This window comes from Mesorhizobium sp. Root552, from assembly GCF_001427285.1.
GTDB lineage: Bacteria > Pseudomonadota > Alphaproteobacteria > Rhizobiales > Rhizobiaceae > Mesorhizobium.
In genome coordinates this window covers 95,360-114,939 of the sequence record NZ_LMFV01000005.1, presented here as the reverse complement: position 1 = coordinate 114,939, position 19,580 = coordinate 95,360, and the positions used below count along the sequence as shown (strand labels likewise).

Sequence of the window (19,580 nt, the reverse complement as noted above, 5' to 3'; positions counted from 1 at the left end):
TCAGGTTCCCATGAAGTCCGGGAACCACGATTCGTGAGCGGTGGTCAGTTCATCAAAGGATATGGCACGCGCCTCACCAAGTTTCAATTCGCGCCCGCCCGTGGTGCCGATCCACGGCGCGAAGATGCCGAGCTTCTTCTGTTCGGCGGCGAGTTGCTCCCATTCCGCGCCTTGCGGGTCGATGGACAGGGTGAGCAGGTAGCGCCCTTGATCCTCGCCGAAGAACATGGCGGCGGGGTCGGCTTCGGTCAGGCCGGGAATGGTGGCGCCGATGCCGGACGCCATCGCCATTTCGGCGAGCGCGACGGCCAGCCCGCCATCGGAGAGGTCGTGGCAGGCGGTAACGATGCCGGAGGCAATGAGATTGCGCACATGGTCGCCGACGCGCTTTTCATGCGCGAGATCGACTGGCGGTGCGCCGCCTTCGGCGCGGCCGTGGATGTTGCGCAGGAAGATCGACTGGCCAAGATGCGTGCCCCAGCTTGGGGGCGCGCCGACCAGCACGATCATCTGGTTCTCGGCGGCAAAGCCGATGCGGGCCATCTTCGACCAGTCGGCAAGCAGGCCGACGCCGCCGATGGTGGGCGTGGGCAGGATGCCCTGGCCGTTGGTCTCGTTGTAGAGCGAGACGTTGCCGGACACGATCGGGAAGCCGAGCTCGCGGCAGGCTTCGCCGATGCCCTGGATGGCCTTGACGAACTGGCCCATGATCTCGGGCCGCTCGGGATTGCCGAAATTGAGGTTGTCGGTGGCGGCCAAGGGCAGCGCGCCGGTAGCGGTGAGGTTGCGCCAGCATTCCGCGACCGCCTGCTTGCCGCCCTCATAGGGATCGGCCTCGCAATAGCGCGGCGTGACGTCGGAGGAGAAGGCGAGCGCCTTGGTGGCATGGCCCTCGACGCGCACGACGCCGGCGTCGCCGCCCGGCCGTTGCAGCGAATTGCCCTGGATCATGGTGTCGTACTGTTCCCAGACCCAGCGCCGCGACGACAGGTCCGGTCCGCCGAGCAGCTTCAGGAGCGCGTCGGCGACATCGACCTTCGGCAGCGCGGAGGCGTCGAGGCGCGCGGGCGTCTTCGGCTCGATCCACGGCCGGTCGTATTCGGGCGCTTCGTCGCCGAGTTCCTTGATCGGCAGGTTGGCGACTTCCTCGCCCTGGTGCAGGACGCGGAAGCGCAAATCGTCGGTGGTCGTGCCGACGATGGCGAAGTCGAGGCCCCATTTGGTGAAGATCGCCTCGGCCTCGGCCTCTTTTTCAGGGCGCAGCACCATCAGCATGCGCTCCTGGCTCTCCGACAGCATCATCTCGTAGGCGGACATCTGCTCTTCGCGCACCGGCACCTTGTCGAGGTCAAGCTCGATGCCGAGGTCGCCCTTGGCGCCCATCTCGACGGCGGAGCAGGTGAGGCCGGCAGCGCCCATGTCCTGGATGGCGATGACTGCGCCCGACGCCATCAGTTCGAGGCAGGCTTCGAGCAGGCACTTTTCGGTAAAGGGGTCGCCGACCTGCACGGTCGGGCGCTTCTCGTCGATCTTGTCGTCGAATTCGGCCGACGCCATGGTTGCGCCGCCGACGCCGTCGCGGCCTGTCTTGGCACCGAGATAGACGACGGGCAGGCCGACGCCCTTGGCTTGCGACAGGAAGATGCCATCGGTCTTGGCAAGGCCGGCGGCGAAGGCGTTGACGAGGATGTTGCCGTTGTAGCGGGCGTCGAAATTCACCTCGCCGCCGACGGTCGGCACGCCGAAGGAATTGCCGTAGCCGCCGACGCCGGAGACGACGCCGGCCACGAGGTGCTTGGTCTTGGGATGATCGGGCGCGCCGAAGCGCAGCGCGTTCATCGCAGCGACTGGCCTTGCGCCCATGGTGAAGACGTCGCGCAGGATGCCGCCGACGCCGGTCGCCGCGCCCTGGTAAGGCTCGATGTAGGAGGGGTGGTTGTGGCTCTCCATCTTGAAGACGACGCAGTCGCCGTCGCCGATATCGACCACGCCGGCGTTCTCGCCCGGGCCCTGGATGACCACGTCGCCCTTGGTGGGCAATGTGCGCAGCCATTTCTTCGAGGATTTGTACGAGCAGTGCTCGTTCCACATCGCCGAGAAGATGCCGAGCTCGGTAAACGTCGGCTCGCGCCCGACGAGTTCGAGGATGCGCTGGTATTCGTCCGGCTTCAGGCCGTGCGCGGCGATGAGCTCTGGAGTGATCTGGCGGGCGTTGGAAATGGTCATCGATCTTTCCGTTTGATCCTAACCCGTCCTAAAGCGGGAAACACCACGGTCCGCAAGGACGGCGAGGATGCACAGCACAAGAAAAAGCACGGTCACGGCCAATGCCGAGGCCGCAACGGACGTAACGCCGTTGGCTGCAACGTCGAGGAACGGGTAAGTCACTTCACCGGTGGTGTGCCCCCGCGCCAGCGCGTAGACAAGATAGGCGACCGGATAAAGCATCCAGATGGGAATGTCAGCCCAGCGCGTCTTGCCGTCGGCACCCGCAAACAGCCACCAGAGCACGAAGATGACTGGGGCTATGTAGTGCAAAAGCACGTCGCAGAGCAGGAACAGCCCCTCGGGCGCCCAAAGCTGCGCCAGCACGGTGGCGTAGACCAGAAAGACAAGCGTGATCGAGATAGCGACGCCGGCGCGGACCCTCGGGCCGGCGAAGCCGGGCAGCCATGCGTAGCCGGTGGCCGAAAGTAGCGACAAGTGGACCAGCACCGCGCCGATATTGGTCAGGATGGTGAAGAAGCTGAAATAGAAAACGACGGAGCCGAACAGGCCGCGGCCCGCTTCCATGGAGGCGGGGATGGTGATGCAGAACTGCAGGACAAGACCGGTCAAACCTGCGATCAGTCCGAGTATCTGCAGCGCGCGGCCCATCTAGGCGCTTGCGCCGCAGTCGCTGCTGCCGCCTTGCCAGCGGGCGATGTCGGAGCCGATGCGGGCGCCGAGCGGCTCGCTCATCAGCGGGCCGAACACATCGACGCGGCTGGAATTGCCGGTGGCCTGCACGACGAGAAGCGGCTTGCCGCCATAGTGCTTGGCCGGCACCAGCAGGAAGCGCGGCGTGCCGCCGAAATTGTTCAGTTCATTGGCCATCTGGTAGGACTTGAAGGCCGGGTCCTTGCTGGCGATCCAGCATTTGTGGGCGGCAATCGCGACCTGTTCCATGGCACGCAGCGATGCGCTCTTGCCCGACGAGGGCGCGCTGCTGCTTTTCGAGCCCGACTGGCAGGAGGCGAGCGCAAGCGCTGCAACCGCCAGAACTGCGGATCGGGTGATGAATGATACCTTGGTCATGCGCCCGTCCATCTCGTTTTGGGAGGAAGTTTTCGGACACGCGCCACGCCGCGCAGGGCGTGGCGGGTTGAACTGGCTTTACGCGGCAATCCCCAGCGCGCTTTCGAACAGGGCGCGGCCATCGCTGCCGCCGTGGGCGGCTTCGATGAGGTTTTCAGGATGCGGCATCAGGCCAAGGACATTGCCCTTGTCGCTGACGATGCCGGCAATATCGTTGATGGAGCCGTTGGGATTGGTGCCTTCGGCATAGCGGAACACGACCTGGCCGTTGTCTTCGATGCGCGCCAGCGTCTCGGCATCGGCGAAATAGTTGCCGTCATGGTGCGCGACAGGGCAGCGGATGATCTGGCCGGGCTGGTAGTTGCGGGTAAACGCGGTGTTGGCGTTGGCGACCGAAAGCTTGACCTCGCGGCAGACGAACTTCAGCGAGGTGTTGCGCATCAGCGCGCCGGGCAGAAGGCCGGATTCGACCAGGATCTGAAAGCCGTTGCATACGCCGATGACCATGACGCCCTTGGCGGCCTTCTCGGCCACGGCCCTGAGCGCCGGCATGCGGGCTGCGATGGCGCCGCAACGCAGGTAGTCGCCGTAAGAGAACCCGCCGGGAATGACGATGAGGTCAACGTCCGGGATTTCCGTGTCGGTTTCCCAGACGGTGACCGGCGCCTTGCCGGAAATCTTGGTCAGCGCCGCGATCATGTCGCGGTCACGGTTGAGGCCGGGGAGGAGGACGACGGCTGATTTCAAGTCAGGCAATCTCCACCGCGTAGTTCTCGATGACCGTGTTGGCGAGGAGCTTGTCGCACATCGCCTTCAAATCGGCTTCAGCCTTGGTCTTGTCGGTCGCGTTGAGTTCGAGGTCAAACACCTTGCCCTGGCGCACGGAGCCGACGCAGCCAAAGCCGAGGCCGCCGAGCGCATGCTCGATTGCCTTGCCCTGCGGGTCGAGGACGCCGTTCTTGAGGGTTACGGTGACGCGGGCCTTGATCACGCTGGACATTCTCCGGTTGTGTATCGATCAGTGCGGCTTCGAGCCCTTGGGCGGCTCGGCGGAAGCGACCAGCACCGGTCCGGTGGGACGCGGCGGCTCGTTCTCGTTCATGATGCCGAGGCGGCGGGCGACTTCCTGATAGGCTTCGACCAGCCCGCCCATGTCGCGGCGGAAACGGTCCTTGTCGAGCTTGTCTTGGGTTGCGACGTCCCACAGGCGGCAGCTATCGGGCGAGATTTCGTCGGCGACGACAATGCGCATCATGTCGCCTTCGTAGAGGCGGCCGCATTCCATCTTGAAATCGACGAGCTGGATGCCGACGCCGAGGAAGAGGCCGGACAAAAAGTCGTTGACGCGGATGGCGAGCGCCATGATGTCATCGATTTCCTGCGGGCTGGCCCAGCCGAAAGCGGTGATGTGCTCTTCCGAGACCATCGGGTCATCGAGCGCATCGGCCTTGTAGTAGAACTCGATGATCGAGCGCGGCAGCACGGTGCCTTCTTCGAGCCCGAGGCGCTTGGCCAGCGAGCCTGCGGCGACGTTGCGCACGACAACCTCAAGCGGGATGATCTCGACTTCCTTGATCAACTGCTCGCGCATGTTCAGGCGGCGGATGAAATGGGTCGGGATGCCCATGCGGTTGAGGTGATTGAAGATGTGCTCGGAAATGCGGTTGTTGAGTACGCCCTTGCCGTCGACGATCTCGTGCTTCTTCTTGTTGAAGGCAGTCGCGTCGTCCTTGAAGAACTGGATCAGGGTGCCGGGCTCGGGTCCTTCATAGAGGATCTTGGCCTTGCCTTCATAAATGCGGCGACGTGGCTTCATTTTATTGTGTTTCTCTGGCTCGAGGGGCGGGCGGCTGCTACCAGTCCCTTTTTCGCCGCAAAAGCGGCAACCGTGGGGGCTTAATCGCGGTCTCTAGCGCAAACGGGTGTTTTCCTCAATGAGCAAATCCGGGCTTTCAAGAGTTTCAACGCCCACTTTGACGATCGAAATGCCGCAGAGGCAAGCAATCTAGCATATTGACCGGGCGGCGGCCTTTTGGTTTGTGCATCCGCACCACATATTCACCTTCACCGAATCGAAGATCGACCTTGGAGGCACTGGCATGACGAGCATGAAGGACCGGGAGGAAGGGTTCGAACGCAAGTTCGCTCTTGATGAAGAACAGAAGTTCCGTGCTGTTGCCCGCCGCAACAAGCTGCTCGGACTTTGGGCTGCCGAAAAGCTCGGCAAAAGCGGAGCGGATGCCGAGGCCTATGCCAAGGAAGTCATCGTTTCGGATATCGAGGAAGCGGGCGACCACGACGTGTTCCGCAAGATTCGCAAGGATTTCGATGCCGCAGGCGTCGACCAGTCCGACCATCAGATCCGCCGCACCATGGACGAATTGATGGCGACGGCCGCCGAGCAGGTGAAGAACAGCTAAGAACTGCCAGGAACTGCACGAGCCTTTGCTCTGGACCAATCGACCGCCCGGCAAATCCGGGCGGTTTTTCTTTGCCTTTCCATGCGTTTCCGGCTGAAACTGGATTCTCTCAATGAGGAATCGCCATGTCCCTGAAAGAGCGCCTTGCGGCTGACGAAACGCTGATCACTGCCTGGTCTGGCGTGCCGGACGCGTTGACGGTGGAGATCATGGCGCGGCAAGGGTTCGATGCGCTGACCCTGGACATGCAGCATGGCGGCCACCACGAGGACAGCGTGCTGCGCTGCATCGCGCCGATACAGGCGGCAGGCAAGCCTGTGATCGTACGGGTGCCGGTCGGCCGTTTCGACATGGCGAGCCGTGCGCTGGATTTCGGCGCCGAGGCGGTGATCGCGCCGATGGTGAATTCCGTGGCGGACGCAAGGGCGTTTGCCGCGGCGATGAAGTATCCGCCGGTGGGACAGCGCTCCTGGGGACCGACCTTCGGCTATCCGCGCTACGGCAAGGGCGACAGTCAGGACTGGCTACGCGAGAGCAACGGGCGCACGCTTTCCTTTGCCATGATCGAAACGCGCGCGGCGCTCGACGCATTGGACGGTATTCTCGAAACGCCCGGCATCGATGCCATTTTCCTCGGGCCCGGCGACTTTTCCATCGCCTGGACGAACGGCGCGACCGTCAATTCCACGCTTGAGGACATGATGGAAACGGTGGCTTCGGTGGCCAAGCGCGCACGACAGGCCGGCAAACATGCCGCGATCTATGTCACCGATACGAAGATTGCCGGGCGCTTTGCCGAGATGGGCTATCGCCTGCTGGCAACCGGCCAGGAGCAGCAACTGATCTCGATGGGTGCGGCCAGCCTGCTGGCCGACCTCAGGAAGTCAATCGGATAAGAATCACAGCCGCGTCATGAAGTGGGCGAAGGTCATAGACCCTTCCGGCCACGGACCGTGGCCGGATTCGGCGTTGATATGGCCGGCTTCGCCCGCGTCGATGAACAGAGAACCCCATGCGCCGGCAATGTCTTCCGCGATATCGAAAGCGCAGAATGGGTCATTGCGGCTGGCAACCGTGATCGACGGAAACGGCAACGGGTCGCGCGGGTAGGGGCCGAAGGTCATCAGGTGCTTCGGCTTGATCTTCGGATTGGCGACATCGGGTGCGGCAACGAAGAAGGCACCGGCAACCGGCTTGGCGAATTTGGGAATTGCCTGGATGACGGTGGGCACGCCGAGCGAATGCGCCACGAGGATGACCGGGCGCTCTGCTTCGTTCACCGCCTTGGCAACGGCGTCGGTCCAGCTTTCGCGCACAGGCTTGGACCACTCAGCCTGTTCGACGCGTCGCGCCGTCGACAACTTCGTTTCCCAGCGGCTTTGCCAGTGATCCGGCCCGGAATTGGTGTATCCTGGGACCATAAGAATATCTGCGTCTTTAGCTTTCATGGCCCGCATGTAGCGAGGCAGGGCGGGTTCTGCAATGTCGGCGGACCGAGCTGTATGTTCGATTTAGTGAACACGATGTTCGATTTTTGCTGTCTTGTGTGAACGATTGACCTGTTCGATATAGAACCGAGACAGAAACAGCCGTGCCGGGAGTTTGGTTTTGACGCTGACACGACGCACATTGATCGGCGCCGCAGGTGCCTTGCCGTTGGCAAGCTGGGCGACTGCCGGTCGAACGGAGACACCGATGAGTGAATTGCCATTTTCCGCGACGACGCCGGTAAGCATCGGCCGTGTCGGCCTGCGCGCCCGCGATGCGGAGGGCCTTGCTTCTTACTATCGTGACGTGGTGGGGCTTCAGGAGCTTTCCCGCGACGGCGAAACGATCACGTTGGGCGCTGCCGGGCGTCCGCTTCTGGTGCTGGAGTCCGACACGGCCGCGAAGCCTGACGATCCGCGCAGCGCCGGACTGTTCCATACCGCCTTCCTTCTGCCGGAGAGGGCCGATCTCGGCCGCTGGATCAACCACGCGATTGCGCAGAAGATCCGGGTTGAAGGCGCGTCTGACCATATCGTCAGCGAGGCGCTTTACCTTACCGACCCGGAAGGCAACGGCATCGAAATCTACGCCGACCGCCCCAAGGATAGCTGGAAATGGGACGGTTCGCAGGTTGCGATGGCGACCGACCGCATGGACGTGCAGGGCGTGGTCGCTTCGGTGCCGCAAGGCGATGCAGGTTGGCAGGGCGCGCCTGAAAACACGGTGGTTGGCCATGTGCATCTGCGCGTTGGCGATCCGCGCGAGGCCGAAGCCTGGTGGAATAGCGAGTTCGGCTTCGACACCGTTGCCAAATACGGCGCGCAGGCGGTGTTCCTGTCGTCGGGCGGCTACCATCATCACATCGGCGCCAACACCTGGCAGAGCGCGGGCGCCGGTAAGCGCGAGAAGGAACGGACCGGCTTGGCCTGGGTCGAGATGCGTTCCTCGGAAGCTGCTGCGGGATCGAGCAAGCAGGACCCCTGGGGCACGGAAATCCGCACCGTGTTAGGCAAGGCTGCCTGACTTTACAGGGAGTTCGATGCAAAAAGGGCCCGCGCGGGCCCTTTTTCATTTCGGCGATAAGAGGGATCAGGCTGCGCCGAACACGCGCCTGAAGATCGTATCGACGTGCTTGGTGTGGTAGCCGAGGTCGAACTTCTCGCGGATCTCGGCTTCGGAAAGCGCTGCCGTGACTTCCTTGTCGGCGAGCAGTTCCTCAAGGAAATCCGCCCCCTGTTCCCAGACCTTCATGGCGTTGCGCTGGACCAGCCGGTAGGAATCCTCGCGGCTGAGCCCGGCCTGGGTGAGAGCGAGCAAGACCCGCTGCGAGTGCACGAGGCCGCGGAACTTGTTCATGTTCTTCAGCATGTTGTCTGGATAAACAAGCAGCTTGTCGATGACGCCGGTGAGGCGGGCGAGCGCGAAGTCGAGCGTGATCGTCGCGTCGGGGCCGATCATGCGCTCGACCGAGGAGTGAGAGATGTCGCGCTCGTGCCAGAGCGCCACGTTTTCCATGGCCGGCATTGCGTAGGAGCGCACCATGCGGGCAAGACCTGTGAGGTTCTCGGTCAAAACCGGGTTGCGCTTGTGCGGCATTGCCGACGAGCCTTTCTGGCCGGGCGAGAAGTATTCTTCCGCCTCCAGCACCTCGGTGCGCTGGAGATGGCGGATTTCGATGGAAAGCCGCTCGATGGACGAGGCGATGACGCCGAGCGTGGCGAAGAACATGGCGTGGCGGTCGCGCGGGATGACCTGCGTCGAGACCGGCTCCGGCTTCAGGCCGAGCTTGGCCGCGACGTGTTCTTCGACATAGGGCTCGATGTTGGCGAAGGTGCCGACCGCGCCGGAAATGGCGCAGGTGGCGATGTCCTCGCGGGCATGGACGAGGCGCTCGCGGGCACGGGTGAACTCGGCATAGGCTTCGGCCAGCTTGACGCCGAAAGTCGTTGGCTCGGCGTGGATGCCGTGGCTGCGGCCGATGGTGACGGTGTCCTTGTGCTCAAAGGCGCGGCGCTTGAGCGCTGCCAAAAGCGCATCGATGTCGGCAAGCAGGATGTCGGCGGCGCGGGTGAGCTGGACGGCAAAGCAGGTGTCGAGCACGTCCGACGAGGTCATGCCCTGGTGGATGAAACGGGCATCCGGGCCGACGAATTCGGCCAGATGGGTGAGGAAGGCGATGACGTCGTGCTTGGTGACGCGCTCGATCTCGTCGATGCGGGCGACGTCGAATTCAGCCGCGCCGCCCTTTTCCCAGATGGTCTTTGCCGCTTCCTTCGGAATGACACCCAGTTCGGCCAGCGCGTCGCAAGCGTGCGCCTCGATCTCGAACCAGATGCGAAAACGCGTCTCGGGCGACCAGATGGCGACCATTTCCGGCCGAGAATAGCGAGGGATCATGCGCTTTTGTTCCAACGATTGGGAAGGTTGGCCGCGTCCTAACAGAGCGCGGCCAAATGCTCAACGCGTTACCCGCGCAAACCAGAGGCTGGTCAACAGGAGCGCGGCAAAACCGATGGGGAAATAAAGCCGGATGCCGATGACGGCGAACTGGTAAAGCGCGGAAGCGACCGTAAAGAACAGTTCGATGAACCAGAAATAGGTGAATGCTGCGGCGTGGCGCTCGCCGAGCAGCCAGTAGAACAGGGCGTGCAGGCCGCTGGTGAAGGCGATGGTCGCGGTGAGCAGGCAGACGAACAGGGACGCGAAGGCGACCTCGCGACCGCGCCCGATCGAAAAAAGCCGGGCCAGATAGAGCGCGACCGGGAATGAAAGCGCGCCGCCGGCGAGGAAGAGGATGGAGATTTCGCGCACCTGGACCGGCGTTGCCCATTCAGCCAGCAACAGGTTGACGAGCGCCGATGCGCCGGTGACGAGCCCCCATAGAAAAGCGCCGCCAAGCGCGAGGCCAAGCGACGGCAATGCCAACCGCACGCGGTGCACAGTTGCGCTTTCAGCGTTGCCGGATCGGCGCGAGGACGAAGCGGCCGGCGATCTCGGCTGGCGGTTCACGGTTTTCCGGTCACGGCGATCCAGCGGTAGTCCGGTCCTTCGAAGCCGACGCGGCGCACCGCGATCAGCACGGCATAGCGGGAGATGCCATCCTTCGAGAAGGTTTGCACCGCACCGATGCTGTAGCCGTTCGGGCAGCCTCGGCTCTGAGGAACCGACTTGTCTTCGTGGAGGAGCTGGGTCTTGCCGTCCGGCGCGCTATCGATGCGCAGGAGGCGAAAGCCGCTGGCCTCGCCAAGGCCATGGCAGCTTTCAGCTTCGCCCATGGGCAGGACTTCAAGACGAAATTCGAGCGGCGGGTCGATGGCCGGGAATACCGGGCGCGGATTGACGACGATGCGCAAAGGATCGGCGGACAATTCCGTGACCGGGTTAGAGCCGGCGGTGAAGCCGCGATTGGCGGCGAGCTCCGCCTGCTTGACGACTGGCTCGCCTTTTTGACGGGCTTGGTCCCGCGCCGCCTCAAGCGAGGCGGATTCGTCGTCGATACGGACCCTTACCGGGGTACCCTTGATGAAACTGTCGGTCGCGGTGTCGATGTAATAGCGGTTGGCATAGGGAAAGCCGGAGCCATCCTGGACGCCGTATTCCTCGAAGGCAAAGATGCTGCCATCCTGGCTGAAGCCGAGGATTTCCAACTCTGCAACGTCGCCTGCGTGCGCACAGGCGAGGGTGGCGAGTTGAAGGAGCGAGGCGGTGGCCAAAATGGAAAGTGGTCGCATCGTTCCTCCAATTTCGGTTCACGGCAAAGAGCGGATCGCGGCTTGCGCCCGTCAGCGCGACGACCATACCGGAAAAAGATCGCCCTCGGCAGGTGTCGCGGAATGAATGCCCCGGGCGATTGCACGCGCCATTGTCGCGCCTGCGGCAGCGCCAAGGTCGATGGTTTGCTCGGGCGAAAGCGAGATACCGCTGCGACCCGTCGCGAGCGCGAAGATGAGATCGCCGTCGAAAGGCGTGTGGCTCGGCCAGATGGCGCGGGCAAAGCCATCGTGCGCAGCGACGGCAAGGCGCTTGGCGGCGGCCTTGGTCAGTACGGCATCGGTGGCAATGACGGCAATCGTGGTGCTGGCGCCTTGCGGCTTTTCGTGGAATTTCAGGGCGATCCTGCGTGCGTCGTCGGGCATTGGGTGCGGATAGCCCAAGCCGCCGAACTCCTCGCCGATTTCAAACGGTGCGGCCCAGAAGTGGCGCGAGCGAGCGACCGTGACCGAGCCGAGCGCGTTAACCGCAACAAGCGCGCCGATGGTTATGCCGTTGTCCAGCACAACCGATGCGGAACCGAGGCCGCCTTTAAGCCCTGTGACCAGCGCACCTGTGCCCGCGCCATGCGAACCAAGGGCAAAGTCGGTTGCCGCGTTTTGAGCGGCTTCGTAGCCCAGTTCGCGATAGGGCGGGTAGCGGCCCCAATCCTTGTTGCCGCCGTTGGCGAGGTCGAAAAGGATCGCGGCGGGAACGATGGGAACAACCTGACCCTGCACGGCAAAGCCGATGCCCTTTTCGCGCAAAGCCGCCTGCACGCCCGACGCGGCATCAAGGCCGAAGGCCGAGCCGCCCGACAGAACAACCGCGTTGACGGCCTCGACCGTGTTTTGCGGCTCAAGCAGGTCTGTTTCGCGCGTGCCGGGCGCACCGCCGAGAACCTGAACGCTTGCCACGGTGGGCTCGTCGCAGAGGATGGCCGTGACGCCGGACTTCAGCCTATCGCCGGCGGAATTACCGACCTTCAGGCCTGCCACATCGGTGATGAGGTTTTTAGGGCCGGTGCGAAACATCATTGACCCTCGACAGGGGTGAAACGCTGTCCGTCGAAACGCCATGCCCGATACGGATTTTCGCTCATGTCGCCTTTTTCATCGAAGCGGATCGTGCCGATTGCGGTGGCGAAGTCCTGCCCGGTCAGTGCGTCAGACATCGGCTTGCCGGCAACGGAGGCTGCCTGCGCAACCTGCACGGCCGCGTAGGCGGGAAGCGCATAGCCTTCCGGGATGATGCCGGCGGCGGTGAATGCCTCCAGCGCCTTCTTATCCGCGACATCGGACCATTCCGGCAAGGCGATCATCAAGGTGCCGGCGGCGAACGGCACGGTGTCTTGCGCCACTCGCAAGGCTTCGCCGCCCGCGAAGACGATATCGGCGTCCAGTTGGCTTGCGTCCCGCGCCATGATGGCGATGTCGGCTCCATCGCCACCGGCAAAGGCGTGCGTTGCTCCGGCTTTCTTGAGCCGTCCGACAAGGGCAATCTGGTTGTCCATTTCAGGGCGGAAGGTGTCTACGAATACCGGCTTGAGCGCGGCTTGCTCGGCTGCGGCGCGGACCGTCTCGGCCATTTCCCGCCCGTAAATGGTGCCGTCGTCGACGATGGCGAACAACTCGTCTTTCCACAGGCGGGTGAGGATAGAAGCCGCAGCATTGCGCTCGTCATCGCCGCGCGGTCCGAGCCGGAAAACCGGCCAGCCTGTCCTGGCGCGGCGGTCGGTCAGGCTCTCGGTCCGCACGCCGACGGTGATGACGGGAATGGCGGCATCCTTCAGGAGAGGCAGTGCCGCTTCGATGGCCTCGGTACAGAGAAAGCCAACGACAACCTGCACTTTCGCCTGTGCGAAAGCGCGTGCGGCGGCGGCCCCGCCTTCAGCCGTGCAGGCATCGTCGACAACGGTGATTTCTGCGCCGGCCGCGCTGGCTGCAAGCCTGGCACCCGACTCGATTTGTTGGCCAAGCAGCGCGGACGTGCCGGACAAGGGCGCGGCGACGCCGATTGACAGCGTCTGGGCGTGGGCCATGCCGGCAAGGAAAAGGCTGCCGGCCATCGCCAATATGCCTGCCGCTTTCCGCATTGGGTCCAAGAATCCTCCACCACCGGCAAGGTGCCGGAACGCGCCAAGACCTAAAGGCTGGCGCTCTGGCGCGCAACACGGCAAGTTCATTCTTGTCTGTCAAGCACTTCGCTTGTGGCGCGATGTCATGGGCCATATATAGCGGTAGGTTTCAGGTGGTCGCGACTTTGGAAAATTGCCGGTGCTGAAGAAAAATGACATTGGGCCGCAGGCCTATCGCGATGCGATGGCCAAGTTTGCCGGCCACGTTCACGTGCTGACGACGGACGGGCCAGGCGGACTGCGCGGCGCGACCGTGACGGCGGCGTGTTCGGTATCCGATGCCCCGCCGATCGTGCTGGTATGTCTCAACCGCGAGAACCGGAAGAACGAAGCTTTCATCGTCAACGGCAATTTTGCGCTGAACACGCTCGGCGCAAAGCACGAGGCGCTGGCAACTGCCATTTCCGGCCTGACGCGGCTTCCGCTCGAGGAGCGTTTCGCCCTCGGAAGCTGGGACAAGATTTCGACCGGGGCTCCGACGCTGGTCGACGCCGTTGCTGTGTTCGATTGCGAACTGGTGGACACCAAGGACCTCGCCACGCACAGGGTGCTGTTTGGCAAGGTGACAGGCCTGCGCATCGGGGATAACCTCAAGCCGCTGATCTATCATGATCGCGGCTATACGCTTCTTTAGGCGCGCATGGCGCGCACGGAGACGAAATGAACGACCTTGCCCCGCGCGCCGCGCCGCGGACGATCGATGAAACGCTCGATCTTCTCAACAGCGCGGACTACGTCGCCGACCGCTCTCTGGCGACTGTTCTTTTCCTAAGCCTGCGCATGAAGCGTCCGCTGTTCCTCGAAGGCGAGGCCGGTGTCGGCAAGACCGAGATCGCCAAGGTGTTGGCGCAGGCACTGGGGCGAAAGCTGATCCGGCTTCAGTGCTATGAAGGGCTGGATGTTTCGTCTGCCGTCTACGAGTGGAACTATGCCGCGCAGATGATCGAAATCCGCATGGAGGAGGCGTCCGGCAAGGTCGAGCGCTCCGACATGGAACGCAACGTCTTCTCGGAAAAATACCTGATCCGCCGCCCGGTTCTGGAAGCCTTGACCGGCAAGGCCGGCGCTGCCCCTGTGTTCCTGATCGACGAACTGGACCGGACGGACGAGGCGTTCGAGGCCTTCCTGCTCGAAATCCTGTCCGACTTCCAGGTCACGGTGCCGGAGCTTGGCACGATCAGGGCGGAGGAGCCGCCGCTGGTTATCATCACCACCAACCGCACCCGCGAAATCCATGACGCGCTGAAGCGGCGGTGCCTCTATCACTGGGTCGATTACCCGAACGCCGAGCGCGAGCTTGAAATCGTGCGGCGCAAGGTTCCGCAGGCCAACAGCCGGCTTTCCGCCGAAGTCGTGTCCTTCGTGCAGAAATTGCGGGACATCGAACTGTTCAAGGCGCCGGGCGTGGCCGAGACGATCGACTGGGCGGGCGCGCTGACGGAACTCGACAAGGTGGCGCTCGATCCGGAAACGGTTTCCGATACCATCGGCGTGCTGCTGAAATACCAGGACGATATTGCCCGCATCGGACAGGGCGAGGGCCGGCGCATCCTCAACGAGGTGAAAGCCGAGCTTTCGGCAGCGGAGTAAGCGCCGTGCCGATGCTTCCAAGAGAAATGAGGGAGGCTGCGCCCGGCGGGCGCATGGCGGACAATATCGTCTATTTCGCGCGTGCCCTGCGCAAGGCCGGCCTGCGGGTCGGGCCGGCTTCGGTCAAGGACGCCATTGAGGCGGTGCTGGCGGCAGGCATAGGCAGCCGCGATGACTTCTACTGGACGCTGCATGCGGTTCTGGTGACGCGGCGCGAGGATCACGAGACTTTCGATGAGGCCTTCCATCTGTTCTGGAAATCGCGCGAGCTGATCGAGAAGATGCTGGCGATGTTTTCGCCCGTCGCACCGGACAAGCGCGAGAAGGCCAAGCCTCGGGCCGCCGAAAGCCGGGTTGCCGATGCGCTCTTCGAAGGCCACCGCAAGCACCAGTCGGTGCAGGAAATGCCCGAGATCGAGGTCGATGCGCGCTTTACCGTGTCCGGCAACGAGCTGTTGCGCGGCAAGGATTTCGCCCAGATGAACGCGTCGGAGATGGCCGATGCCAAGCGCGCCATTTCCGAACTGAGGCTGCCGTTCGACCTGGTGCGCATGCGCCGCTTCAAGCCGGATTCGCGCGGCGGTCGTATCGATCCGCGCGCCATGATGCGCACGGCGGCGCGCACCGGCGGGCAATTGGTGCTGCCGAAATTCCGGTCGCCGCGCGAGGTGCATCCGCCGCTGGTGGTGCTGGCGGATATTTCCGGCTCGATGAGTCAATATACGCGCATTTTCCTGCATTTCCTGCACGCTTTGACCGAGAAGCGCCGGCGGGTGCACGCCTTCGTGTTCGGTACGCGACTGACCAACCTGACCCGCCAGATGCGCCATCGCGATCCCGATGTCGCGCTGGCCGATTGTTCATCGGCTGTGAAGGACTGGTCCGGCGGCACGCGCATCGGCGATGCGCTTGGCGACTTCAACCGGCTATGGTCGCGCCGCGTGCTGGGGCAGGGCGCGGTGGTGTTGCTGATCACCGACGGGTTGGAGCGCGACGACATTGCCGGCCTGTCTGCCGAGATGGAACGGCTGCACAAATCCTGCCGGCGGCTGATATGGTTGAACCCGCTGCTGCGCTTCGACGGGTTCGAGGCCAAGGCGCGGGGCGTGAGGGCCATGCTGCCGCATGTCGATGAGTTCCGCGCCGTACATAATCTCGACGCGCTCGCCAACCTGTGCGCCTCGCTCGACCGGCGCTCGGTCGCTTCGGTCGATCCGCGCCGGTGGATCGCGCCTGAGAGCAAGCGCGCCGCGTGACGATCTGGGAGAAGGACGATGGAAGCCAGCGCCTATATCGATGAAGCCCGCGATCCTCTGATCATCGCGGAAGGATGGGTGAAGGACGGTCGCGAGGTCGCCCTTGCAACGGTGGTGGAAACGTGGGGCTCTGCGCCGCGCCCGGTGGGCAGCCATCTGGTCATCGACGGCGAAGGCAATTTCCAGGGCTCGGTATCCGGCGGCTGCGTGGAAGGCGCCGTGGTGACGGAAGCCATCGACGTGATCGGCACGGGCAAGGCAAAGATGCTGGAGTTCGGCGTGGCCGACGAGACGGCATGGCGGGTGGGCCTCTCGTGTGGCGGCAGGATCAGGGTTTATGTCGAGCGGCTGGGGTAGTTGAAATGCTTGAGGGCGGGCTGCATCCGCAAGTCCTGAAGTATTTTGAGGCGGGGCATTGGGATGGATAGGCAGGTACTGCAAACACTGAACGCTGAACGGCGCGCGCGGCGCGCCGCCGTCGTCGTGACCGATATGTCCGATGGCAGTGTTCGGCTGATCCGGCAGAGAGATGCGACGGAAGGAGAGCTTGGCGAGGCGGTCACGAAAGCGCTGCGTACCGGCAGGTCGGGGCTGGTGGAGATCGGGGCGCGCTCGCTGTTCCTCAACGTGCATCTGCCCAATCCGCGCCTTGTGGTGATCGGCGCTGTCCATATCAGCCAGGCGCTCGCGCCGATGGCGAAAATCGCCGGTTATCCGGTCGAGATCATCGATCCGCGCAGCGCCTTCGCGACGCCGGAACGCTTCCCTGAAATCGTCCTGCATGCCGAGTGGCCTGAGGACATTCTGGCGCGCCAGCCCCTGGATGCCTATACGGCTCTGGCGGCGGTGACGCATGATCCCAAGGTGGATGACATGCCGCTGAAGGCGGCGCTCGATGCCGGCTGCTTCTATGTCGGCGCGCTCGGCAGCAGGAAGACGCATGCCAAGCGAGTGGAGCGCCTTCTGGCGATGGGCGCGACGGCTGAGCAGATCGAGAGCATCCATTCGCCGATCGGCATCGACATCGCTGCGGCGAGTCCCGCCGAGATCGCGGTAGCCGTGCTGGCCGAAGTGGTTCGTGCCTTCCGCTCGCGTGGTCTTGAAGCGAAAGGGGCGGCGGCATGAAATTCGGTCCGGTCCCTCTTGATGAGGCCGAGGGAGCTATACTGGCGCATTCCGGCATGGTGGGTGAGAAGCGCTTCCGGAAGGCGCGCGTGCTGACGGCCGAGGATATTGCCGACATGCGCGCCGCCGGCATGAGCGAGGTGATCGTCGCGGTGCTGGACGACAACGATATCGAAGAAAACGATGCCGCGACCCGCATAACCGAGGCGCTGCGTTTCACCGGAGCGGAAGCGAAGCCTGCAGCGACCGGGCGCGTCAACGTCTTTGCCGAGACGGACGGCGTTTTTACCGTCGACAAGGCCCTGATCGACGCCGCCAATCGCATCGACCCGGATGTGACGATTGCCACGCTTGCCGAGTATGCCCCCGTGATCGCCGGGCAGATGGTGGCGACGGTCAAGATCATTCCGTTTGCGGTTTCCGCTGCGGTCATCGACGGGATTGTTCGGCTGGCAAAGGACAGGACGGCGTTCGCCGTTCATGCTTTCAAGCCGCAGACGGTAGGCGTCGTCCAGACCACGCTGGCGACGCTCAAGGACAGCGTACTCGACAAGACGCTGAAGGTTACCGAAGCGCGGCTGGCGCGCTCTGGCAGCCGGATTTCACAGGAAAAGCGCACGCCGCATGAGACAGCAGCGGTCGCCGCTGCGATCGAAGACCTGGCGAACGACAGCGATATGGTGCTGGTGTTCGGCGCTTCGGCGATGAGCGACCCTGATGACGACGTCATCCCCGCGGCGATCCGCGCGTCCGGCGGTACGGTGTTCCGCTCGGGAATGCCGGTCGATCCGGGCAACCTGTTCGTGCTGGGTGAGCGGAATGGCAAACCCGTTCTGGGCGCGCCGGGATGCGCGCGCAGTCCCAAGCCGAACGGCTTCGACTGGGTGCTGGACCGCATGTTTGCCGGCATAGGCGTGACCGGCGACGACATCGCCGGCATGGGGGTGGGCGGTTTGTTGATGGAAATTCCGTCGCGACCCGAGCCGCGTGAACCGGTGCCTGTTCCGCTGCATCCGCAAGTTCATGTGGTTCTTCTGGCGGCGGGCCGCTCCAGCCGCATGGGCGGGCCAAACAAACTGGTCGCATTGTTCGAGGGAAAGCCGTTGGTGCGCCGCACGGCGGAACGCGTGGTTGCGTCGAACGCGTCGGGCGTCGTGGTTGTCACGGGTCATCAAGGCGAGCGCGTTCATGCAGCATTGGCAGGGCTCAAGCTCACGATAGCCGACAATCCGCACTTCGCAGAAGGCTTGTCGTCGTCGCTCAAGGCCGGCATTGCCAATGTGCCGGATACGGCAGCGGGCGCGATGATCGTGCTGGGTGACATGCCGGGCGTGTCCTCCGCCGACATCGACCAGTTAATCGAGGCCTTCCGCAAGAGTGGCGGCAAGGCCGTGGTGCGCGCCTCGTATGGGGGAAAACGCGGCAATCCGGTGATCCTGCCGCGCGCGCTGTTTGCTTCGGTTTCACATCTTGAGGGGGATACCGGCGCGCGTCATCTGGTGGAAGCGGGCGACGTCGAGGTCATCGATGTCGAGATCGGACCGGCGGCGGCGGTGGATGTTGATACGCCGGAGGCTCTCGAAAAAGCCGGCGGCATTCTGCAAGGATGACGATGGCATCCTTCCGACTGGCTTTGACGGCCTTTTCCTGCGCTTTGCTGTTCACCGGTCCCGTATCGGCCCAGTCGTTGACGCTGAAGCCGTTCAAGGACGATCTTTTCGCCTATCCGGCGCTGCTTTCTTCGGAGCCGGGCGATGTCTACCGCGTCGTGGACTATCGCGAACTGCGGGACATCAACGAACGCGACCAAGTGCCTGAGCGCAGGGTGCGGGCGAACTACGTCTCGACCGGCGTGCGCAAAGTGCAAAAAGATCTGGCGCTGAATACAGACGCCGGCACGGTTCGCCACGTTGCCGTTGGCAGCACCGAGGGCTCAAGCGTGATCGTGCTTTACCTGCATGGGCAGGGCGGCAGCCGCAAGCAAGGCGTGGACGATTTCACTTTCGGCGGCAATTTCAATCGCCTGAAGAACCTGATGGCAGACAATGGCGGCCTTTATCTGTCGCCCGATTTTAGCGATTTCGGTGACAAGGGCGCTGCCGAGATCGCGGCGCTCATAGGGTACTATGGCGAACGTTCGCCCGGTGCACGCATCATTGTTGCCTGCGGCTCGATGGGTGGTGCGCTGTGCTGGAAGCTGGCGGAACGCAAGGACACCGGCGCGGAAATCGACGGCCTTGTCCTGCTCGGCTCGCTTTGGGACGAGGGGTTTTATGCAAGCCCTGCCTTCAAGCGGGGTGTGCCGGTGTTTTTCGGGCAGGGCAGCAAGGATCCCGTTTTCCCGGTCGAACAGCAGGAAGCATTCTTCCGCTCAATCCTTGCCAAGTCGAAGGCCTATCCCACCCGCTTCGTTCGCTTTGAAACGGGTACCCACGGAACGCCGATCCGCATGACGGATTGGAGGGAGACTCTGAACTGGATGCTCTCTCGGTGAAAATTCGCCACGCCCTGCCGAAT

The 19,580-nt window shown here is 63.4% G+C and carries 22 protein-coding genes; 10 read left to right on the top strand and 12 right to left on the bottom strand.

Annotation, left to right across the window (positions count from 1 at the left end; genetic code table 11):
* The 6 genes from purL to purC form a co-directional block, all read right to left on the bottom strand.
* Entirely contained in the window at positions 1-2,226 is a 2,226-nt protein-coding gene (gene purL, locus ASD50_RS03245; protein WP_056236031.1) for a phosphoribosylformylglycinamidine synthase subunit PurL, read from the bottom strand.
* 18 nt (positions 2,227-2,244) lie between these two features.
* Positions 2,245-2,877: a Pr6Pr family membrane protein gene (locus tag ASD50_RS03240; protein ID WP_056236025.1), complete on the bottom strand. Its 633-nt coding sequence runs from the start codon at positions 2,875-2,877 to the stop codon at positions 2,245-2,247.
* On the bottom strand, positions 2,878-3,297 hold the full coding sequence (locus tag ASD50_RS03235) for a hypothetical protein (protein ID WP_056236196.1): 420 nt from the start codon (positions 3,295-3,297) through the stop codon (positions 2,878-2,880).
* 78 nt (positions 3,298-3,375) lie between these two features.
* Positions 3,376-4,044 (bottom strand): phosphoribosylformylglycinamidine synthase subunit PurQ, encoded by a 669-nt coding sequence (gene purQ, locus ASD50_RS03230; protein WP_056236020.1) that lies wholly within the window; start codon positions 4,042-4,044, stop codon positions 3,376-3,378.
* A 1-nt stretch (position 4,045) separates the two neighbouring features.
* The gene (gene purS / locus ASD50_RS03225) at positions 4,046-4,288 is read right to left on the bottom strand and encodes a phosphoribosylformylglycinamidine synthase subunit PurS (protein ID WP_056236192.1); all 243 of its coding nucleotides are present in this window, start codon (positions 4,286-4,288) and stop codon (positions 4,046-4,048) included.
* Between the two features lie 27 nt (positions 4,289-4,315).
* A complete protein-coding gene (gene purC, locus ASD50_RS03220; protein ID WP_056236017.1) occupies positions 4,316-5,113 on the bottom strand; it encodes a phosphoribosylaminoimidazolesuccinocarboxamide synthase in 798 nt (265 codons plus the stop codon).
* Between the two features lie 283 nt (positions 5,114-5,396).
* On the opposite strand from purC, the gene ASD50_RS03215 reads away from it, so the two are divergent.
* Together ASD50_RS03215 and ASD50_RS03210 are read left to right on the top strand one after the other, a co-directional pair.
* Positions 5,397-5,717, top strand: a complete 321-nt coding sequence (locus tag ASD50_RS03215) for a DUF1476 domain-containing protein (RefSeq protein WP_056236189.1) — start codon at positions 5,397-5,399, stop codon at positions 5,715-5,717.
* Between the two features lie 125 nt (positions 5,718-5,842).
* Positions 5,843-6,613, top strand: a complete 771-nt coding sequence (locus tag ASD50_RS03210; protein ID WP_056236012.1) for an HpcH/HpaI aldolase family protein — start codon at positions 5,843-5,845, stop codon at positions 6,611-6,613.
* 3 nt (positions 6,614-6,616) lie between these two features.
* On the opposite strand, the gene ASD50_RS03205 is transcribed toward ASD50_RS03210, so the two are convergent.
* A complete protein-coding gene (locus tag ASD50_RS03205) occupies positions 6,617-7,165 on the bottom strand; it encodes an RBBP9/YdeN family alpha/beta hydrolase (protein WP_056236008.1) in 549 nt (182 codons plus the stop codon).
* A gap of 160 nt (positions 7,166-7,325) precedes the next feature.
* Between ASD50_RS03205 and ASD50_RS03195 the strand changes: the two genes are divergently transcribed.
* Positions 7,326-8,228 carry a VOC family protein gene (locus tag ASD50_RS03195; protein ID WP_244484413.1) on the top strand — a complete coding sequence of 301 codons (903 nt, stop codon included), beginning with the start codon at positions 7,326-7,328 and terminating at the stop codon, positions 8,226-8,228.
* Positions 8,229-8,294: 66 nt separating this feature from the next.
* Here the strand turns inward: ASD50_RS03195 and purB are convergent, their stop codons facing one another.
* Genes purB through ASD50_RS03170 form a run of 5 tightly spaced genes read right to left on the bottom strand, consistent with a single transcriptional unit; the run spans position 8,295 to position 13,050 of the window.
* On the bottom strand, positions 8,295-9,602 hold the full coding sequence (gene purB / locus ASD50_RS03190; RefSeq protein ID WP_056235996.1) for an adenylosuccinate lyase: 1,308 nt from the start codon (positions 9,600-9,602) through the stop codon (positions 8,295-8,297).
* A 60-nt stretch (positions 9,603-9,662) separates the two neighbouring features.
* Positions 9,663-10,214, bottom strand: a complete 552-nt coding sequence (locus ASD50_RS03185) for a hypothetical protein (RefSeq protein ID WP_320410594.1) — start codon at positions 10,212-10,214, stop codon at positions 9,663-9,665.
* Positions 10,211-10,936: a DUF2259 domain-containing protein gene (locus ASD50_RS03180; RefSeq protein WP_056235993.1), complete on the bottom strand. Its 726-nt coding sequence runs from the start codon at positions 10,934-10,936 to the stop codon at positions 10,211-10,213. The genes ASD50_RS03185 and ASD50_RS03180 overlap by 4 nt, the downstream gene beginning before the upstream one ends.
* A 51-nt stretch (positions 10,937-10,987) precedes the next feature.
* Complete coding sequence (locus tag ASD50_RS03175) at positions 10,988-11,989, bottom strand: P1 family peptidase (RefSeq protein ID WP_056236182.1); 1,002 nt, start codon at positions 11,987-11,989, stop codon at positions 10,988-10,990.
* Positions 11,989-13,050 (bottom strand): ABC transporter substrate-binding protein, encoded by a 1,062-nt coding sequence (locus ASD50_RS03170; RefSeq protein ID WP_056235991.1) that lies wholly within the window; start codon positions 13,048-13,050, stop codon positions 11,989-11,991. The genes ASD50_RS03175 and ASD50_RS03170 overlap by 1 nt, the downstream gene beginning before the upstream one ends.
* A 181-nt stretch (positions 13,051-13,231) precedes the next feature.
* On the opposite strand from ASD50_RS03170, the gene ASD50_RS03165 reads away from it, so the two are divergent.
* From ASD50_RS03165 to ASD50_RS03135, 7 genes are all read left to right on the top strand, one after another.
* Positions 13,232-13,726 carry a flavin reductase gene (locus ASD50_RS03165; RefSeq protein WP_056236178.1) on the top strand — a complete coding sequence of 165 codons (495 nt, stop codon included), beginning with the start codon at positions 13,232-13,234 and terminating at the stop codon, positions 13,724-13,726.
* Positions 13,727-13,752: 26 nt separating this feature from the next.
* Entirely contained in the window at positions 13,753-14,682 is a 930-nt protein-coding gene (locus tag ASD50_RS03160) for an AAA family ATPase (RefSeq protein ID WP_056235988.1), read from the top strand.
* 11 nt (positions 14,683-14,693) lie between these two features.
* A complete protein-coding gene (locus ASD50_RS03155) occupies positions 14,694-15,938 on the top strand; it encodes a vWA domain-containing protein (RefSeq protein ID WP_056235986.1) in 1,245 nt (414 codons plus the stop codon).
* Between the two features lie 18 nt (positions 15,939-15,956).
* Complete coding sequence (locus ASD50_RS03150) at positions 15,957-16,295, top strand: XdhC family protein (RefSeq protein ID WP_056235983.1); 339 nt, start codon at positions 15,957-15,959, stop codon at positions 16,293-16,295.
* 63 nt (positions 16,296-16,358) lie between these two features.
* Complete coding sequence (locus tag ASD50_RS03145; RefSeq protein WP_056235981.1) at positions 16,359-17,063, top strand: XdhC family protein; 705 nt, start codon at positions 16,359-16,361, stop codon at positions 17,061-17,063.
* Complete coding sequence (locus tag ASD50_RS03140) at positions 17,060-18,673, top strand: NTP transferase domain-containing protein (protein WP_056235978.1); 1,614 nt, start codon at positions 17,060-17,062, stop codon at positions 18,671-18,673. Before ASD50_RS03145 ends, ASD50_RS03140 begins: the two co-directional genes overlap by 4 nt.
* Complete coding sequence (locus ASD50_RS03135) at positions 18,670-19,557, top strand: alpha/beta hydrolase family protein (RefSeq protein WP_413813868.1); 888 nt, start codon at positions 18,670-18,672, stop codon at positions 19,555-19,557. Before ASD50_RS03140 ends, ASD50_RS03135 begins: the two co-directional genes overlap by 4 nt.
* Positions 19,558-19,580: the final 23 nt, after the last annotated feature.

Bases quoted from the DNA above. Each gene is read 5' to 3' on its own strand.
- purL (WP_056236031.1), bottom strand. From the start codon at position 2,226: ATGACCATTTCCAACGCCCGCCAGATCACTCCAGAGCTCATCGCCGCG.
- ASD50_RS03240 (WP_056236025.1), bottom strand. From the start codon at position 2,877: ATGGGCCGCGCGCTGCAGATACTCGGACTGATCGCAGGTTTGACCGGT.
- ASD50_RS03235 (WP_056236196.1), bottom strand. From the start codon at position 3,297: ATGACCAAGGTATCATTCATCACCCGATCCGCAGTTCTGGCGGTTGCA.
- purC (WP_056236017.1), bottom strand. From the start codon at position 5,113: ATGAAGCCACGTCGCCGCATTTATGAAGGCAAGGCCAAGATCCTCTAT.
- ASD50_RS03215 (WP_056236189.1), top strand. From the start codon at position 5,397: ATGACGAGCATGAAGGACCGGGAGGAAGGGTTCGAACGCAAGTTCGCT.
- ASD50_RS03210 (WP_056236012.1), top strand. From the start codon at position 5,843: ATGTCCCTGAAAGAGCGCCTTGCGGCTGACGAAACGCTGATCACTGCC.
- ASD50_RS03205 (WP_056236008.1), bottom strand. From the start codon at position 7,165: ATGAAAGCTAAAGACGCAGATATTCTTATGGTCCCAGGATACACCAAT.
- purB (WP_056235996.1), bottom strand. From the start codon at position 9,602: ATGATCCCTCGCTATTCTCGGCCGGAAATGGTCGCCATCTGGTCGCCC.
- ASD50_RS03180 (WP_056235993.1), bottom strand. From the start codon at position 10,936: ATGCGACCACTTTCCATTTTGGCCACCGCCTCGCTCCTTCAACTCGCC.
- ASD50_RS03175 (WP_056236182.1), bottom strand. From the start codon at position 11,989: ATGTTTCGCACCGGCCCTAAAAACCTCATCACCGATGTGGCAGGCCTG.
- ASD50_RS03170 (WP_056235991.1), bottom strand. From the start codon at position 13,050: ATGCGGAAAGCGGCAGGCATATTGGCGATGGCCGGCAGCCTTTTCCTT.
- ASD50_RS03160 (WP_056235988.1), top strand. From the start codon at position 13,753: ATGAACGACCTTGCCCCGCGCGCCGCGCCGCGGACGATCGATGAAACG.
- ASD50_RS03155 (WP_056235986.1), top strand. From the start codon at position 14,694: ATGCTTCCAAGAGAAATGAGGGAGGCTGCGCCCGGCGGGCGCATGGCG.
- ASD50_RS03150 (WP_056235983.1), top strand. From the start codon at position 15,957: ATGGAAGCCAGCGCCTATATCGATGAAGCCCGCGATCCTCTGATCATC.
- ASD50_RS03145 (WP_056235981.1), top strand. From the start codon at position 16,359: ATGGATAGGCAGGTACTGCAAACACTGAACGCTGAACGGCGCGCGCGG.
- ASD50_RS03140 (WP_056235978.1), top strand. From the start codon at position 17,060: ATGAAATTCGGTCCGGTCCCTCTTGATGAGGCCGAGGGAGCTATACTG.
- ASD50_RS03135 (WP_413813868.1), top strand. From the start codon at position 18,670: ATGACGATGGCATCCTTCCGACTGGCTTTGACGGCCTTTTCCTGCGCT.